The organism is Gemmobacter nectariphilus DSM 15620, from assembly GCF_000429765.1.
GTDB lineage: Bacteria > Pseudomonadota > Alphaproteobacteria > Rhodobacterales > Rhodobacteraceae > Wagnerdoeblera > Wagnerdoeblera nectariphila.
Window position 1 is genome coordinate 189,339 of record NZ_KE386949.1, and the last position, 16,188, is coordinate 205,526.

The 16,188-nt window shown below is 65.4% G+C and carries 14 protein-coding genes; 5 read left to right on the forward strand and 9 right to left on the reverse strand.

From position 1 onward, the window contains the following. Window positions 1-99 precede the first annotated feature (99 nt). A complete protein-coding gene (locus tag G481_RS0119600; RefSeq protein ID WP_028031498.1) occupies window positions 100-1,311 on the forward strand; it encodes a multidrug effflux MFS transporter in 1,212 nt (403 codons plus the stop codon). 76 nt (window positions 1,312-1,387) lie between these two features. Here G481_RS0119600 and G481_RS24695 read toward each other — a convergent pair whose 3' ends face one another. From G481_RS24695 to G481_RS0119630, 6 genes are all read right to left on the reverse strand, one after another. Next, a complete protein-coding gene (locus tag G481_RS24695) occupies window positions 1,388-2,662 on the reverse strand; it encodes a glycosyltransferase (RefSeq protein WP_051294668.1) in 1,275 nt (424 codons plus the stop codon). A gap of 26 nt (window positions 2,663-2,688) precedes the next feature. Next, window positions 2,689-4,290 carry an ABC transporter ATP-binding protein gene (locus G481_RS0119610; RefSeq protein ID WP_028031499.1) on the reverse strand — a complete coding sequence of 534 codons (1,602 nt, stop codon included), beginning with the start codon at window positions 4,288-4,290 and terminating at the stop codon, window positions 2,689-2,691. Further along, a complete protein-coding gene (locus tag G481_RS26160) occupies window positions 4,287-5,396 on the reverse strand; it encodes an ABC transporter permease (protein ID WP_028031500.1) in 1,110 nt (369 codons plus the stop codon). The genes G481_RS0119610 and G481_RS26160 overlap by 4 nt, the downstream gene beginning before the upstream one ends. Before the next feature lie 3 nt (window positions 5,397-5,399). After that, window positions 5,400-6,542, reverse strand: coding sequence for a microcin C ABC transporter permease YejB (locus G481_RS26165; RefSeq protein ID WP_028031501.1), 1,143 nt, complete (start codon window positions 6,540-6,542; stop codon window positions 5,400-5,402). A gap of 4 nt (window positions 6,543-6,546) precedes the next feature. Then, entirely contained in the window at window positions 6,547-8,400 is a 1,854-nt protein-coding gene (locus G481_RS24700) for an extracellular solute-binding protein (protein ID WP_035026817.1), read from the reverse strand. Between the two features lie 171 nt (window positions 8,401-8,571). After that, window positions 8,572-9,093: a c-type cytochrome gene (locus tag G481_RS0119630; RefSeq protein WP_028031502.1), complete on the reverse strand. Its 522-nt coding sequence runs from the start codon at window positions 9,091-9,093 to the stop codon at window positions 8,572-8,574. 120 nt (window positions 9,094-9,213) lie between these two features. On the opposite strand from G481_RS0119630, the gene G481_RS0119635 reads away from it, so the two are divergent. The 4 genes from G481_RS0119635 to G481_RS0119655 all read left to right on the forward strand — a co-directional run bounded on the left by G481_RS0119635 (window position 9,214) and on the right by G481_RS0119655 (window position 14,600). Next, window positions 9,214-10,044 carry a prephenate dehydratase gene (locus tag G481_RS0119635; RefSeq protein WP_028031503.1) on the forward strand — a complete coding sequence of 277 codons (831 nt, stop codon included), beginning with the start codon at window positions 9,214-9,216 and terminating at the stop codon, window positions 10,042-10,044. Window positions 10,045-10,463: 419 nt separating this feature from the next. Beyond that, window positions 10,464-12,881 (forward strand): phenylalanine--tRNA ligase subunit beta, encoded by a 2,418-nt coding sequence (pheT, locus tag G481_RS0119645; protein WP_028031504.1) that lies wholly within the window; start codon window positions 10,464-10,466, stop codon window positions 12,879-12,881. Between the two features lie 144 nt (window positions 12,882-13,025). Continuing rightward, entirely contained in the window at window positions 13,026-13,331 is a 306-nt protein-coding gene (locus G481_RS0119650; RefSeq protein ID WP_028031505.1) for a hypothetical protein, read from the forward strand. Between the two features lie 156 nt (window positions 13,332-13,487). After that, window positions 13,488-14,600, forward strand: coding sequence for a polysaccharide biosynthesis/export family protein (locus G481_RS0119655; RefSeq protein ID WP_028031506.1), 1,113 nt, complete (start codon window positions 13,488-13,490; stop codon window positions 14,598-14,600). 139 nt (window positions 14,601-14,739) lie between these two features. Here G481_RS0119655 and G481_RS0119660 read toward each other — a convergent pair whose 3' ends face one another. The 3 genes from G481_RS0119660 to G481_RS0119670 form a co-directional block, all read right to left on the reverse strand. After that, window positions 14,740-15,249: a CarD family transcriptional regulator gene (locus G481_RS0119660; RefSeq protein WP_028031507.1), complete on the reverse strand. Its 510-nt coding sequence runs from the start codon at window positions 15,247-15,249 to the stop codon at window positions 14,740-14,742. A 246-nt stretch (window positions 15,250-15,495) separates the two neighbouring features. Further along, window positions 15,496-15,834 (reverse strand): ferredoxin FdxA, encoded by a 339-nt coding sequence (fdxA, locus tag G481_RS0119665; protein WP_028031508.1) that lies wholly within the window; start codon window positions 15,832-15,834, stop codon window positions 15,496-15,498. Between the two features lie 50 nt (window positions 15,835-15,884). Further along, window positions 15,885-16,181: an RNA-binding S4 domain-containing protein gene (locus G481_RS0119670; RefSeq protein ID WP_028031509.1), complete on the reverse strand. Its 297-nt coding sequence runs from the start codon at window positions 16,179-16,181 to the stop codon at window positions 15,885-15,887. Window positions 16,182-16,188: the final 7 nt, after the last annotated feature.

Consider the following 16,188-nt stretch of genomic DNA (forward strand, 5'->3'; position numbering starts at 1 on the left):
GCCATTCGCCCCAGGGCGTGATTTCCCCTGTCCCTTCGGGCGCGGGGCTGGGCCCTGCACGGCATGGACATTCGCGTCGGCGCGGCTTAGCTCATTGGCATGACGCCCGCATCTTCCCGGTTCCTGAACCGCCGCACCCCACCGCACCTGGCGACGCTGATCCTGATGGCGGGCCTGTCGGCGATGACGATGAACATCTTCCTGCCGTCGCTGCCGGCGATCGCGGACTGGTATGGCACCAGTTACGGAACCGCGCAGCTGTCGGTCTCGCTGTATCTGGGGCTGTCAGGGGCCTTGCAGCTGGTGATCGGCCCGATGGCCGACCGCTATGGCCGCCGGCCGGTCACCCTTGTGGCCTGCGTGGTCTTCCTGCTGGCGACCATCGGCTGCCTGTTCGCGCCGACGATCGAGGTGTTCCTGGTCTTCCGCATGATTCAGGCCGCGGTCGCAACCGGCATGGTGCTCAGCCGGGCCATCGTGCGCGACATGGTGCCCGAGGCGCAGGCGGCCTCGATGATCGGCTATGTGACCATGGGCATGGCGATCGTGCCGATGTTTGCCCCGGCCATCGGCGGATGGGTGGACGAAACCTTTGGCTGGAAGGCGAATTTCGCGCTGCTGCTGGTGCTGGGCACGCTGATTTCGGCGCTGATCTGGGCCGATCTGGGCGAGACGTCCGAGCGGCGCCAGACCTCGCTGGCCGATCAGATCCGGTCTTATCCGGCGCTGCTGACATCGTGGCGGTTCTGGGGCTATTCGATCACGGCCGCCGCGGGATCGGGGACGTTCTTTTCCTTTCTGGGCGGGGCGCCGGCGGTGGCCACGCAGGTCTTTGGCATGACCCCGGCCGAGCTGGGCATCTATTTCGCGGCGCCCGGGATCGGCTACATGCTGGGCAATTTCCTGTCGGCCCGGCTGGCGATGCGGCTGGGCACGGTGCGCATGGTGTTCTGGGGCACGATCATGCTGACGCTGCCGCTGATCGTGATGCTGGTGCTGGGCCTGACCGACCGGCTGAGCCCGCTGGCCTTCTTTGCCCTGATGAGCTGTGTCGGTGTCGGCAACGGGATGTCGCTGCCCTCGGCCAATGCGGGCATGATGTCGGTGCGGCCCGATCTGATCGGCTCGGCCTCGGGGCTGGGCGGGGCGCTGATGATCGGCGGGGGTGCGGCGCTGTCGGCGCTGGCGGCGGTCGTGATGGGCAAGGGCGAAAGCGCCTTGCCGCTGATCGTGCTGATGGCCTCGTCAGCCGGGGTCGCGGTGATCTCGACGCTGGTGGTGATCGCCCGCAACCGCCGCCTTGGGCTGTAGCACGAGGGGGGCGCTGCCCCCATGGCCAGGGGTGCGCGGGATGGCCGGTGCACGGCCACCCCCCGGGATATTTGGATCAAGTCGAAAGGGGGGCGGGCCGCGCCTGGCGATCCGTGGGGCGCCAGTCCCCTTTGCCCACCGCCTCGACGAAGTCGGCAATCCGCGGCAAGCAGGTGCGGCGCAGGTCATAGCCGTTCACGATGGTGGCGCGGGCCGCCTTGCGGATGCCATCGTTCTTGTCGGGGTTTTCAAGGCCGTCGATCAGGGCGCGGCTCCACCCCGGCACGTCGAAGAAATCGACGAGGCGCCCGTTCACCCCGTCCTGGATCAGTTCCTCGACCGGGGCGGTGCGCGAGCCGACGATATAGGCGCCGGCCGCCATTGCCTCGAGCATCGACCAGGACAGCACGAACGGATAGGTAAGATAGGCGTGGACGCGGCTGACCTGCATCAGGCTGACGAAGACCGGATAGGGCACGCGGCCCATGAAATGGATGCGCGACAGATCGACCTTGTCGCGCACCTCGTTGAGGAAGATCTCCTTCCAGCTGCCACCGTCCTTGGGGGCCGCGCCATAGCTGACGGTATCGCCGCCGACGATCACCACCTTGGCATTCGGGCGGGCCTTCATCACCTCGGGCAGCGCGCGCATGAAGATGTGATAGCCGCGGTATGGTTCGAGATTTCGGTTGATGAAGGTCAGCACCTCGTCGCCGGTGCGGATGATGCTGCCATCGGGCAGCGTGACCTGGGCGCCGGGATCGGGGGTCATCACCGAGGTATCGACACCATCGAAGATCACCTCGATCATCGGGCGCAGCCGGTCGGGGAAGGTGCTGGCCTGCCATTTCGTCGGCGCGAGCGCAGCATCGGCATGCAGCAGCGACAGGCCCAGATGCGCGGCCCGCGAGGTGGTGATCAGCGCCTGGTCAAAGCTGGGCGTGCTGAATTCGCGGTCAAAGCCCACATCGGCGCCGCGCGCCTTGTAGAAGAATTCGGCATAGATGATCAGCTTGGCCTCGGGCCAGATTTCCTTGAGGAACAGTGTCTCGCCCCAGCCGGAATGGCCGAAGATCACATCGGGCACATAGCCGTGACGCTGGCGCAAGGTGGCGGCGGCGCGGGCCACGGTCACGCCGCGGTCGGAATTTTCGGTGAAGGTGCGGCCCAGCCGGCAGGCGGCCGGATCGGGGCGTTCGGTGGTATGGCGATAGCGGACCGTGCGGATCGGGGACTGGCGCTGGTTCTGATCGTCGGTCAGGGCCAGCACGTCATGGCCGCGGCGCACCAGCTCGGGTGCAAGATGCAGGAACTGACCAGGAAAATTCTGGTGGATGAACAGGATCTTCATGCAAACCTCCGGCAATCCGGGGCACGTTAGGCGGAACCCGCCCGAAGATCAAACGCTGCCGCCATCAGATCGCGGGTATATTCGGTGCGCGGGGCATCGAAGATCTGGGCGGCCGACCCCTGTTCTACCGCCTCGCCGGCGCGCATCACCAGCATCTGGTGCGACATCGCCCGCACGACGCGCAGATCGTGGCTGATGAACAGATAGGCCAGCCCATGGCGCCGTTGCAGCCCGCGCAAAAGCTCGACGATCTGGACCTGGACGGTCATGTCGAGCGCGCTGGTCGGCTCGTCCAGAACCACCACCCTGGGGCGCAGGATCATGGCGCGCGCAATGGCGATGCGCTGACGCTGGCCGCCCGAGAATTCATGCGGATAGCGCCCGGCCATGGCCGGATCGAGCCCGACCTCGGCCATGATCGCGGCGACCTGCCGGGCCGGATCGCCGCTGCCGCCATGCACGCCCAGGCCTTCGGCGATGATCTGGCCGACGGTCATGCGGGGCGACAGGCTGCCATAGGGATCCTGGAACACGATCTGCATCTCGCGCCGCAGGCCGCGCAGTGCGGCGCCGGACAGGCCGGAAATCTCGCGCCCCAGCACGACGATGGGGCCTTCGGACTGGATCAGCCGCAGGATGGCAAGGGCCAGCGTGGTCTTGCCGGACCCGGATTCGCCGACGATGCCCAGCGTCTCGCCAGCCCGCAGCGTGATCGACACGCCGTTGACCGCCTTTACATGGCCGACCGTGCGGCGCAGGAAACCGCGGGTGATCGGGAACCAGACCTTGAGATTGTCGGTGCGCAGCACCTCGGCCGCGTCTGCGGGGGCAGGGTCGGGGGTGCCCTTGGGTTCCGCCGCAAGCAGCTTTTGCGTGTAATCGTGTTCCGGCGCGCCGAACACCTGCGCGGTTGGCCCTTGTTCGACGATCTCGCCATGCTGCATCACGCAGACCCGGTCGGCGATGCGGCGCACGATGTTCAGATCATGGGTGATGAACAGAAGGCTCAGCCCTTCGGACCGTTTCAGATCCATCAGCAGGTCAAGGATCTGCGCCTGGATGGTCACGTCGAGGGCCGTGGTCGGCTCGTCCGCGATCAGCAGTTCGGGGCCGTTGGCCAGCGCCATGGCGATCATCACGCGCTGGCGCTGCCCGCCCGAAAGCTGGTGCGGATAGGCGCCCAGCCGGCTTTCGGCATCGCGGATGCCGACCTTGTTCAGCAGATCCAGAACGCGCGCCCGCGCCGCCTCGCCCACCAGCCCCTGATGCAGCGACAGCGCCTCGGTCAGCTGCTTTTCGATGGTGTGCAGCGGGTTGAGACTGGTCATCGGTTCCTGGAAGATGAAACTGATGTCATTGCCGCGCACCCGGCGCAGGCTGGCCGGATCGGCGCCCAGCATCTGCTGGCCATCATAGACCACGCTGCCCGCAATCTCGGCACTGTCGGGCAGCAAGCCCACGGTGGACAGCGCCGTCACCGACTTGCCCGACCCGGATTCGCCGACCAAGGCCACGGTCTCGCCCCGTGCCACGGCGAACGAGACGCCCTTGACCGCCTCGATCACCTTGCCGTCCTGGCGGAAGCGGACGGTCAGATCCTTGACCTCCAGCACGTTCTTTTCGGTCATCGGAAGGTCTTTCTGGGGTCGAAAGCGTCGCGCACCCCTTCAAAAACGAACACCAGCAGGCTGAGCATCACCGCAAAGGTCACAAAGGCGGTAAAGGCCAGCCAGGGCGCCTGAAGGTTCTGCTTGGCCTGCAAGGTCAGCTCGCCCAGCGACGGGGCCGAGGACGGCAGGCCAAAGCCAAGGAAATCAAGCCCCGCAAGGCTGCCGATGGTGCCGGTCACGACAAAGGGCAGCATGGTCAGCGTGGCGACCATGGCATTGGGCAGGACGTGGCGGAACATGATGGTCAGGTCCGGCACACCGAGGGCCCGGGCGGCGCGGACATATTCAAAGTTGCGCGCCCGCAGGAATTCGGCCCGCACCACACCCACCAGCGCCGTCCAGCCGAACAGCGTCATCAAGATGACCAGCAGCCAGAAGTTCATCGGCCAGATCGCCGCCACGATGATGATGATGTAAAGCGAGGGAACCGAGCCCCACAGCTCGATGGCGCGCTGGAACAGCAGGTCGGTCAGGCCGCCGAAATAGCCCTGCACGGCGCCTGCGGCGATGCCCACCACGCTGGAGATCGCGGTCACGACCAGCGCAAAGGCGACCGACAGACGGAAGCCATAGATCACCCGCGCCAGCACATCGCGCGCCGTGTTGTCCGTGCCCAGCCAGTGATCGGCATCGGGCGCGCTGGGGGCGGGTTTGCCAAGGTCGGAAATGGTATTGTAGCTGTAGGGGATCAGCGGCCAGACGATCCAGCCAGGTTCGATTTTCTCACCCTCAACCGTGCCGCTGGCTTTGGCCTCGGCCATCGCGGCTTCGGGATCGTCGAGGCACAGCTCCTTGCCGCCGGTGCGGATCAGGCATTGCACCTCGGGGTCGCGCCAGACGGCCTCGGTCTGGAAATCGCCGCCGAAATCGCGCTCGGTGTAAAAGGTCAGCATGGGGGCGCGCAGCTCGCCGCGATAGCTGATCAGCAGCGGCTTGTCGTTGGCGATCAGCTCGGCGAACAGCGACAGGCCGAACAGCACCGAAAAGATCCACAGCGACCAGAAGGCGCGGCGATTGGCCTTGAAGTTGCGCCAGCGGCGCTGGTTCAGCGGGGAAAGTGCCATGCCCTACCCCCGGCCTTCAAAGTCGATGCGCGGATCGACCCAGACATACATCAGGTCGGACAGGATCCCGACCACCAGCCCGATCAGGCCGAACACGAACAGCGTGCCGAAGATCACCGGATAATCCCGCGCAACCGTTGCCTCGAACCCCAGCCGGCCCAGACCATCGAGCGAAAAGATCGTCTCGATGATCAGGCTGGAGCCAAAGAACACCGACAGGAACAGGCCCGGAAAGCCGGCGATCACGATCAGCATGGCATTGCGGAACACATGGCCATAGAGCACGCGGGATTCGGTGAGGCCCTTGGCGCGGGCGGTCATCACATATTGCTTGCGCATCTCGTCAAGGAAGGAATTCTTGGTCAGCAGCGTGAGCGTTGCAAAGCTGGAAATCAGCGAGGCGGTGACCGGCAGCGCGATGTGCCAGAAATAGTCCAGCACCTTGGCGACGGGTGACAGCTGATCCCAGTTTTCCGATGTCAGCCCCCGCAGAGGGAACCATTGCACATAGGATCCGCCCGCAAAGACCACCAGCAGCAGGATGGCGAACAGGAAACCCGGGATCGCATAGGCAACGATGATCACCCCGCTGGTCCAGGTGTCAAAGGATGATCCATCGCGCACCGCCTTGCGGATGCCCAGCGGGATCGAGACCAGATAGGCGATCAGCGTCGACCACAGCCCCAGCGAAATCGAGACCGGCATCTTCTCGATCACCAGATCGACCACGGAGATCGAGCGGAAATAGCTCTCGCCGAAGTCGAAGGTCAGGTAGTGGCCCATCATGATGACGAACCGTTCCACCATCGGGATCGGCTCCTTGACGCATTCCGGCGCCTTTGAAGACGGCTTGCCGGTGAACCCCTCGGCACAGACGAATCGGGCAAAGCCGAACTGAACCTCGAGCTGGTCAAGAAACTCGGGCGGCAGGCCGCGCGCGCCCTGATAGCTGCTGGAGGCGGTGTCGCCCTGCGTCTCGGCGCCGCCGGCGATGTTGCGGAACACGTCGCCCTGCCCTTGCAGCCGGGCGGCGATCTGGTCGATCGGGCCACCGGGGACCAGCTGGGTCAGGAAGAAGTTGATGACCATGATCCCGATCAGCGTCGGGATCACCAGCGCCAGCCGGCGAAGGATATAGCCGCCCATCGGTCTACCGCAGCACGCCGGCGGCCTTCAGGGCCTCGGCCTTGTCAGCGTTGAACCACCAGAACTCCAGCTCGCCCCGGGCATAGGGCGGCAGCGGATCGGGGTGTTCGTACATGTCGTAATAGGCCACGGTGTGGTTGGCCTTGAACCATTGCGGCACCCAGAACCGCTGCGCGCGCAGCACGCGGTCCAGCGCATGGGTGCGGGTCTCCATCTCTTCGCGGGTGGTGGCGGCGATCACAAGGTCAATCAGCCGGTCCGCCGCCGGGCTTTTCAGCCCCATCAGGTTGAACACCGACACATCCGCCGTGGCAGAGCCATAGAACTGCTTGAGCTCTGATCCTGGCGTCAGGCTGGCCCGGGCATTGCCAGTGACAATGTCGAAATCATAGCTTGGCGGGCGCTCGCGCGCCTCCATCTGGGCATTGTCGATCCGGGTCATCACCGCGTCGATGCCCGCCCGGCGCAGGTTTTCGACAAAGGGAATGATCACGCGGTCGAAGGTCTGCGAATCGTTGAGGAATTCGACCTTCAGCGTCTCGCCCGCCGCGTTGCGGCGCAGACCGTCGCTGCCGACGGCCCAGCCTGCCTCGTCCAGAAGGGCATTGGCCTTGCGCAGATTGCCGCGGTCCAGCTGGCGGTTGCCCGACACCGGGGCCATCACGGCCTCGTCGGTCAGGATGCTGGCAGGCAGCAGCCCCTCATCCACCAGCGGTTTCAGAATGGCGATCTCGCCCTCGGACGGGGTGCCCTTGGCTTCGAGATAGCTGTTTTCCCAGATCGAATTGACCCGCGAATAAATGCCGTAGAACAGCGTCTCGTTCGACCATTCGAAGTTGAACATCAGCCCGATCGCCTCGCGCACGCGCGGATCGGCAAATTTCTCGCGCCGAAGGTTCATCAGAAAGGCCTGCCCGCTGGCCATGGTGCCCGACGGCAGCTCGACCTTTTTGACATGGCCATTCTGGACGGCCGGGAAATCATAGCCCGTGGCCCAGCTGATCGACGACGCCTCGTCCCGAAAGGTATAGCTGCCGCCCTTGAACCCTTCGAAGGCGGCCGAATAGTCGGCGTAATATTCCACCCGGATGCGGTCAAAGTTGTTGCGGCCCTGGGCAATGGGCAGATCCTTGCCCCAATAGTCCGGGTTGCGGCGGTAGACCACGGTTTGCCCGACATTCACCCGGTCCAGCACATAGGGCGCCGATCCCAGGAACGGGGTCATCGACCCTTCCTCCAGATCCAGGCCCTTTGCCTGATACTGCGCCTTGGACAGCACCGGCAGCCCGCCCACCGTCTGCGGCAGATCGCGGGTCGGGAACCCGGCCTTGAAGGTGAACTTGATGCGATGCGGCCCCAGAACCTCGGCGCTTTCGACCTGCTGGGACAGCACGGCACGAAAATCGGTCAGGCCCTTGTCCAGGAACAACTGATAGGAAAACAGCACATCCTCGGCCGTCAGGGGCGATCCGTCCGCGAATTTCGCCTCGGGCCGCAGGTTGAAGATCACCCATTCGCGGCCCGGCGGGTATTCCAGCGTCTCGCACAGCAGACAATACGAGGCGCCCACCTCGTCGGCCACGCCTTCCAGCAAGGATTCGTAGAAGATCGACGACAGCCCCGCGGCCCGGCCCTTGACCGAATAGGGGTTCATCGAATCAAAGCCGCCAAAGCCCCAGATCGAAATCTCGCCGCCCTTGGGGGCGTCCGGGTTCACATAGTCCAGATGCCGGAAATCGGCCGGATATTTCAGATCGCCAAAGGTCGAGATCCCGTGCCCCACCAGCACCTCGGCCCGCAGGGGCAGCGCGCTCAGCCCGATTGCCAGTGCCGCCAGTCCCGTCCGCCATGCGCGCATATGTCCGTCTCCCCGGCCGTCTCGCGGGTGATCCCCGCCGTTGGTCGGACAGACCCTAAACGCCGCCAGCCCCCCTCTCAAGTTGCGAATGCGTGAATCGGGGGTGCGGGGGCGGCAAAACAAAAGCGCCGCCCGGTGGGGCGGCGCCTGGATGGCATGAGGCAGGATTGATCAGCCGCCCAGCGTGGACAGATACTTGATCAGGTTGGCGCGGTCCTGCGGCTTGGGCAGACCGGCGAACGACATCTTGTTGCCGGGAATATAGGCTTTCGGGTTGGTCAGGAAGGCGTTCAGGTTCTCGGCCGTCCACTGTTCCGAGGCATGCGATTTCATCGCATCCGAATAGCCGAACCCGTCGACCGAGCCCTTGTTGCGGTCGACCACGCCGTCCAGATGCGGGCCGGTCGCATTCGCGCCATCAACCTTGTGGCAGGCCTTGCACTTGGCAAACACCTTCTCGCCGGCCGCTGCATCGGCTTCGGCGAACAGCGTGGCAAAGTCCGGGCCTTCTTCGGCTGGGGCGGCTTCTTCGCCGGCGCCGGTGTCGATCACATAGGCCTGATGCACTTCACCGCCATGACCGCCCGCGTTGGTCGCATACAGCGCCGACGCGGCCCAGTTCCCCAGCAGGAACACAAGAAGCGACCCGCACAGTGCGCCGCCAGCCTTGGTGACCGTCATCGTGTCGAACATCTCGTGGCTCCGATTGGCTATCCCTTGGGCGGGCTATATCCGCTTCCCCTGTCCCGTTTCAAGGTGTAGACGCGCGACGAAACGCCCTTTGGGGTCAAATTCAGGGGAGAGGTGGCAGAAATGGCCGGTCTCATCGCATTCCAGGGCGAACTTGGCGCCTATTCGCACCAGGCCTGCCGCCAGTCGCGGCCCGAAATGGACGTGCTGCCCTGCCCCACCTTCGAAGATGTCGTCGAGGCCGTGCGCAGCGGCGCGGCAGATCTCGGGATGCTGGCGGTCGAGAATTCGACCTATGGCCGCGTGGCGGACGTGCATTCGCTGCTGCCCAATTCCGATCTGCACATCATCGACGAGGCCTTCGTTCGGGTCCATGTCAACCTGCTGGGCATCCCCGGCGCCCGGCTTGATCAGGTACGCGAGGCGCATGGCCATGTCGTGATCATCCCGCAATGCGCGAGCTTTCTGAAAACCCATGGCATCCGCGGCGTGGTCAGCTCCGACAACGCCAAGGCCGCCCGCGAATGCGCCGAGGCCGGCGATCCGGCGCGCGGCGCGCTGGCCAGCGAACTGGCGGCAGAAATCTACGGGCTTGACGTGCTTGCCCGCCATATCGAGGACCACGATAACAACCGCACCCGCTTTCTGGTGATGAGCCGCACCCCGGACCACAGCCGCCGCGCCGACAAGATGGTCACTACCTTCGTCTTCCGGGTGCGCAACATTCCGGCTGCGCTTTACAAGGCGCTTGGCGGCTTTGCCACCAACGGCATCAACATGACCAAGCTGGAAAGCTACATGGTGGGCGGCAGCTTCACCGCCACCGAATTCTATGCCGACATCGAAGGCCACCCCGATGACCCGCTGGTGAAACTGGCCCTGGACGAGGCGCGCTTTTTCACCTCGACGCTGAAAATCCTTGGCGTCTATCCCGCAGCCCGCGACCGGGGCTGAAGGCCATCACATTGCATAGATCAGGGCCAGGATCGTCAGGCCCATGATCAGGCTCATCTGCACGGCGGACAGCGCCGCGCGGCCTTCGGGAATTTCAAGAATGTCATCCATCACCAAAATCCTGCCAACTCTGGCCTTAGTTACACCACAATCGGGGTCCGACCTAACCCAAAGCCCGGATTCGCGCTGAACACTCCGTTTCCCGATCCGAAACCCCGCAGCCCCTGTCGACCGGCCACACGCCTTTCGCCTTGATCCAAATATCCTCGGGGGGTGAATTGCCCGTTAACGGGCAAGAGGGGGGCAGACGGCCCCCCTGCACCGCCCCCCCGCGCCCCGGCCTGCACCCTTCCCCTTTCCCGCCATTTGCGCTAAGCGCGGGCGACCCGACCAAGCCGAAACCCGCAGGAGGCGCCGCGATGAAATTCACCCTGTCCTGGCTGAAGGACCATCTCGACACCGATGCCCCGCTTGACGCAATCCTCGAGGCGCTGACCGACCTTGGCCTCGAGGTCGAAGAGGTCGAGGATCCGGCGGCCAAACTGGGCGCCTTCCGCATCTGCAAGGTCATCGAGGCGGTCCAGCACCCCAATGCCGACCGCCTGCGCGTGTGCCGCGTGGCAACCTGGCCGGGCGGCCCCGGCACGGCCATGGAAGAGGTGCAGGTGGTCTGCGGCGCGCCCAATGCCCGCACCGGCCTTGTCGGCGTCTTTGCCCCCACCGGCACCCATGTGCCCGGCACCGGGGTCGATCTGAAACCCGGCAATATCCGCGGCGTCGATTCCAACGGGATGCTGTGCTCGGAACGCGAGCTGGAGCTGTCGGACGATCACAACGGCATCATCGACCTGCCCGAGGATGCCCCGCTGGGCGAACGGTTCATCGACTGGAAGGGTCTCAACGACCCGATGATCTACATCAAGATCACCCCGAACCGCCCCGATGCGCTTGGGGTGCGGGGCATTGCCCGCGATCTGGCGGCGCGCGGTCTTGGCACGCTGAAGCCGCTGGTCATCGAGCCGGTTGCCGGCGCCTTCCCCTCGCCCGTCACCGTGGCGATTGACGATGCCCTCAAGGCCAGGGGCTGCCCGCTGTTTGCAGGGCGGGTGATCCGCGGCGTCAGGAACGGCCCCTCGCCCGAGTGGCTGCAACAGCGGCTCAAGGCGATCGGGCTGCGGCCGATCTCGGCGCTGGTGGACATCACCAACTTCTTCACCTTCGACCTCAATCGCCCGCTGCATGTCTTTGACATGGCCAAGGTCAAGGGCAACCTGCGCATCCATCCGGCCGCCGGGGGCGAAGAAATCCTTGCGCTGGACGGCAAGACCTATGCGCTGCAACCGGGCATGATGGCGATTTCCGACGATGCACAGGTCGAATCCATCGCCGGCATCATGGGGGGCGAGCTGTCGGGCTGCACCGAGGATACGACCGATGTCTTCCTCGAATCCGCCTATTGGGATCCGATCACCGTTGCCGCCACCGGCCGCGCGCTGAAGATCAATTCGGACGCCCGTTACCGGTTCGAACGTGGGGTCGATCCCGCCTTCACCCTGCCGGGGCTGGACCTGGCGACCCGCATGGTGCTGGACCTGTGCGGCGGCGAGCCTTCGGAAATCACGCTGGACGGCGCGGTGCCCGACACCGCCCGCGCCTATCGTTTTGACCCGGCCCGCGTGGTCAGCCTGGTCGGGATGGACATCCCCGAAGCCACCCAGCGCGCCACGCTGGAGGCGCTTGGCTTTACCCTGACCGGCGACATGGCCGCCCCACCCAGCTGGCGCCCCGACGTTCTGGGCGAGGCCGATCTGGTCGAGGAAGTCGCCCGCATCGCGAGCCTGACCAAGCTGGAAGGCAAGCCGCTGCCCCGCCCCCGCTCTGGCGTTCCCGCCCCGATCCTGACCGTGGCCCAACAGCGCGAACGCATGGCCCGGCGCACGCTGGCGGCGCTTGGCTATAATGAATGCGTCACCTACAGCTTCATCGACGCGGGTGCCGCGGCACTGTTCGGTGGCGGCGCCGATGCCGTGCGGCTGGAAAACCCGATCTCGTCCGAGATGACGCATATGCGCCCCGACCTGCTGCCCGGCCTGCTGGCGGCGGCCGCGCGCAATCAGGCGCGCGGGTTCAGCGATCTGGCGCTGTTCGAGGTGGGCCCCGCCTTTGCGGGTGGCGAGCCCGGCGAACAGGCGGTGCAGGCCGCGGGCCTGCTGGTCGGCCAGTCGGCCCCGCGCGATCCCTGGGCCAGCCGCCGCCCGGTCGATGTGTTCGACGCCAAGGCCGATGCCGAGGCAGTGCTGTCCGCCCTTGGCGCGCCTGCCCGCGTGCAGATCACCCGCAAGGTGCCCGGCTGGTGGCACCCCGGCCGCTCGGGCGCCATTGCGCTTGGCCCCAACACCATGGCGGTGTTCGGCGAGATCCACCCCAAGGTGCTGCGCGAGATGGGCGTCAAGGGCCCGGCCGTCGCCTTCACCGTCTGGCCGGCCAACGTGCCGCTGCCCAAGGTGAAATCGGCCAGCCGCGGCGCGCTGACCATCTCGGATCTGCAGGCGGTGGAGCGCGACTTTGCCTTTGTCGTCGATGCGGGAACCGAGGCGCTGACCATCGTCAACGCGGCCCAGGGCGCCGACAAGGCGCTGATCGACAGTGTGCGGGTGTTCGACCAGTTCACCGGCGACAAGGCCGAGGCACAGATGGGCGCGGGCAAGAAATCGGTGGCGATCACCGTGCGCCTGCAACCGACCGACCGCACCCTGACCGACAAGGACATCGAGGCGGTGTCTGCCAAGATCATCGAAAAGGTCGCCAAGGCAACCGGCGGCACGCTGCGCGGCTGACTTGCCCTGCAAACAGCCAAAGACGGGCGGGGGTTTCCCCCGCCCGTTTGCATTTGCCCTCGCGCCATCGTGTTGCCGGGCAGGCTTGCGCGATGCATCGCCTGCGGCCAAGATTTCCCCTTTCAAGGCGCCCGGAGCTTTGCAATGTCCATCGCCTCACGTTGCGCCGCCGCGCTGGGTGTCCTGCTGACAGGGGGGATCCCGATGTCCTCATCCGCCGACCTTCCAGACCCCGCCGCTGTCACGGTCAGCGGAACCTACCAGCCGGGCACCCCGTGCCATGCCATCCGCACCGATGACGGCCGAACGATCATGCTGCCGGCGCGGACACGGCTGATCGGCATTCCCGCCGGTGGCCGCGTCACCGTGATGGGCGAGCGGATGGAACATGACACAACATGCGGGGGGCCGGTGCTGGTTCTGCGCAGCTATTTCGTGCCTGACAGCTGACGGCGCATGGCGGGCTATTGCCCGATTTCCGCCCTTTGGGCAGATGCGCGGCCGCAGCGGTCGCTACGGCGTTGACCTCGTAGGGGTGGCCGGTATGGTGGCGGGCAAGGCTCGCCGATTCCCGGCGGAAGCTGCGCTGCCACGTAGGTCCGACGAATGCCGAAACGATTCCTTCCCGCGCTGCTCGCGCTGGCACTGGTGGGCTGTGGCCTGCCACGCGGTGCGCCGATGCAACGCGAGATCCTGTCCAAATCCGACAGCGAAACGCGCAACATCCAGGTGGTTGCGGTGTCACGCTCCAACCTGACCAAACTTGCGGCCTGGCCTCGCCCGGATCAGGACAAGCGGGCCTTCAACGATTGGCCCGGCGGCGGTGTTCGCGCCCATGCCAGCAGTGCCATTGCCCCCGGCGACGTGCTTGCCGTCACCATCTGGGACAACGAGGAAAACTCGTTGCTGGCCACCACGACCCAGAAGTCGGTGCAACTGACCGAAGTGACCGTCAGCAATGATGGCAGCGTTTTCCTGCCCTATGTCGGCAAGGTTTCGGTTCGCGGGCAAAGCCCCGACCAGGCGCGTGAACGCCTGCAGGAAGGGGTCGAAAAGGTCCTGCCCAATGCCCAGGTCCAGATCTGGGTCAAGCAGGGACGCATGAACACGGTCGATCTGGTCGGCGGTGTCGGCAAGCCCGGCAGCTATCCGTTGCCCGATCGCAACTATTCGGTGCTCTCGCTGATCAGCCAGGGCGGCGGCGTGAACCCGTCGCTGGAAAATCCCATCGTCAAGCTGGTGCGCGGCGGGCGGTCCTATGGCATCTCGGTCTCTCGGCTGTTCGATGAGCCGACACGCGATATCTCGCTGGTCGGTGGCGACAAGATCATCATCGAGGATGATTCGCGCTATTTCCTGGCCCTTGGCGCCTCCGGCAAGCAAAGCACGATGCCCTTCACGCAGGACAAGGTCAGCGCGCTGGATGCGGTCACGATGATCGGCGGCCTGTCCCCCAGCCGCGCAGACCCCCGGGGCGTGCTGATCCTGCGCGAATACGCCGGCAAGCAAGTGCGGCTGGATGGGCTTGGCCCCGACCGCCCGCGCGTTGTGTTCACCGTGGATCTGACGACGGCCGATGGTCTGTTCTCGGCCCGGAATTTCCCGATTGCGCATGGCGATCTGGTGCTGGCCACCGAATCCCCCGTCAGCAGCGCGCGCACCGTGTTCGGCCTGATCGGCCAGTCGTTCGGCCTGGCAGGTCAATTGAACGGCAACTGACACGCGCAGGGGCGGCCCGCGCCGCCCTTCCGCGCCCACACCGGGGCCATGTCACGGTTCAGCAATTTGGGCGCCCCGGCAAACGAAAGGGGCCGCAGCGCACGGCCACGGCCCCCGATATCTTGCCCTGATCGCCAGATCAGGCGGCGCGGCCCAGCAGAACCTCGTCGACCTTCTTCTGCGCACCGGCCTCATCGACACCCGACACGGCGGCGACTTCGCGGGTCAGACGCTCCAACGCGGCTTCATACAGCTGACGCTCGGAATAGCTTTGCTCGCGCTGGTCGTCGGCGCGGTGCAGGTCGCGCACCACCTCGGCAATCGCCATCAGATCGCCAGAGTTGATCTTCTGCTCGTATTCCTGGGCCCGGCGCGACCACATGGCGCGCTTGACCTTGGCCTTGCCCTTGAGCGTCTCCAGAGCCTTCAGGACCACATCCGGCGACGACAGCGAGCGCATGCCGATCTCGGTCGCGCGGTTGGTCGGGACGCGCAGGGTCATCTTGTCCTTTTCGAACGAAATGACGAACAGCTCCAGCGACATGCCCGCGATCACCTGTTCTTCGATCGAGAGGATCTTGCCGACGCCATGCGCCGGATAGACCACGAAATCGTTGGGGCGAAACTCGGGCTTCTTGGTCTTGGTCATTCAGGTGCTTCCTCGTAAGAGCCCTGTCGCCGACGACAGACCACCCTGCCCCGAGGCTTTGCTTCGGGCGCACAGGTGGCGATTCATCGGAAAACCGCCTTGACCGAGCAGTGCCAAGGCGGGCGGCAGGCTTTCAGTTTCCTTGTAACGGGACCATAACACGAATCGGACCCGATTCCAACTGCGGCAGCGCAGCACGTCCCGGGCACGGGACGCGGCGCAACAGGAACCCATGCCTGCGCGGCCTTAGTTGCCTTCGCCGGCAGCTTCCGAGAAATACTTGGAAAGCTTGTCCTTTTCGCCGTCCCTGTCCGTTGCTTCGGGCAGCGGATCCTTGCGCACGGTAATCACCGGCCAAAGTTCGGCGTATTTGCGGTTCAGCTCGACCCAGGATTCCATGTCCGGCTCGGTGTCAGGGCGAATCGCATCGGCCGGGCATTCCGGTTCGCACACCCCACAATCGATGCATTCATCGGGGTGGATCACCAGCATGTTCTCGCCTTCATAGAAACAGTCGACCGGGCAGACCTCTACGCAGTCGGTGTATTTGCAGGCGATGCAGTTGTCGGTCACGACATAGGTCATGGGCGGCCTCGGGCGTCAGGTTCGGCAGACAGGTAGGACACAGCGGCGGATCATGCAAGCCGCTCTGGCGCGGATTCGCCTGCGTCAAGATCGACATACAGCATCTGAGCTTCGGTGGCCGGCCCCCGGCGCTCGCCGGCGGCCAGCACACGGACGACGCGGATACGGCCGCCTTGCGCAAAGGTCAGAACATCGCCGGTGCGGATGGCGGTGGAAATCTTGGTCACCGGCTGGCCGTTGACGCGCACGCGACCCTCTTCGATCTGGGCGGCCGACAGGCTGCGGCTCTTGAAGAACCGCGCCTGCCAAAGCCATTTGTCCAGACGGATCGCGCCCGGCGCCGTCACGCGCGCC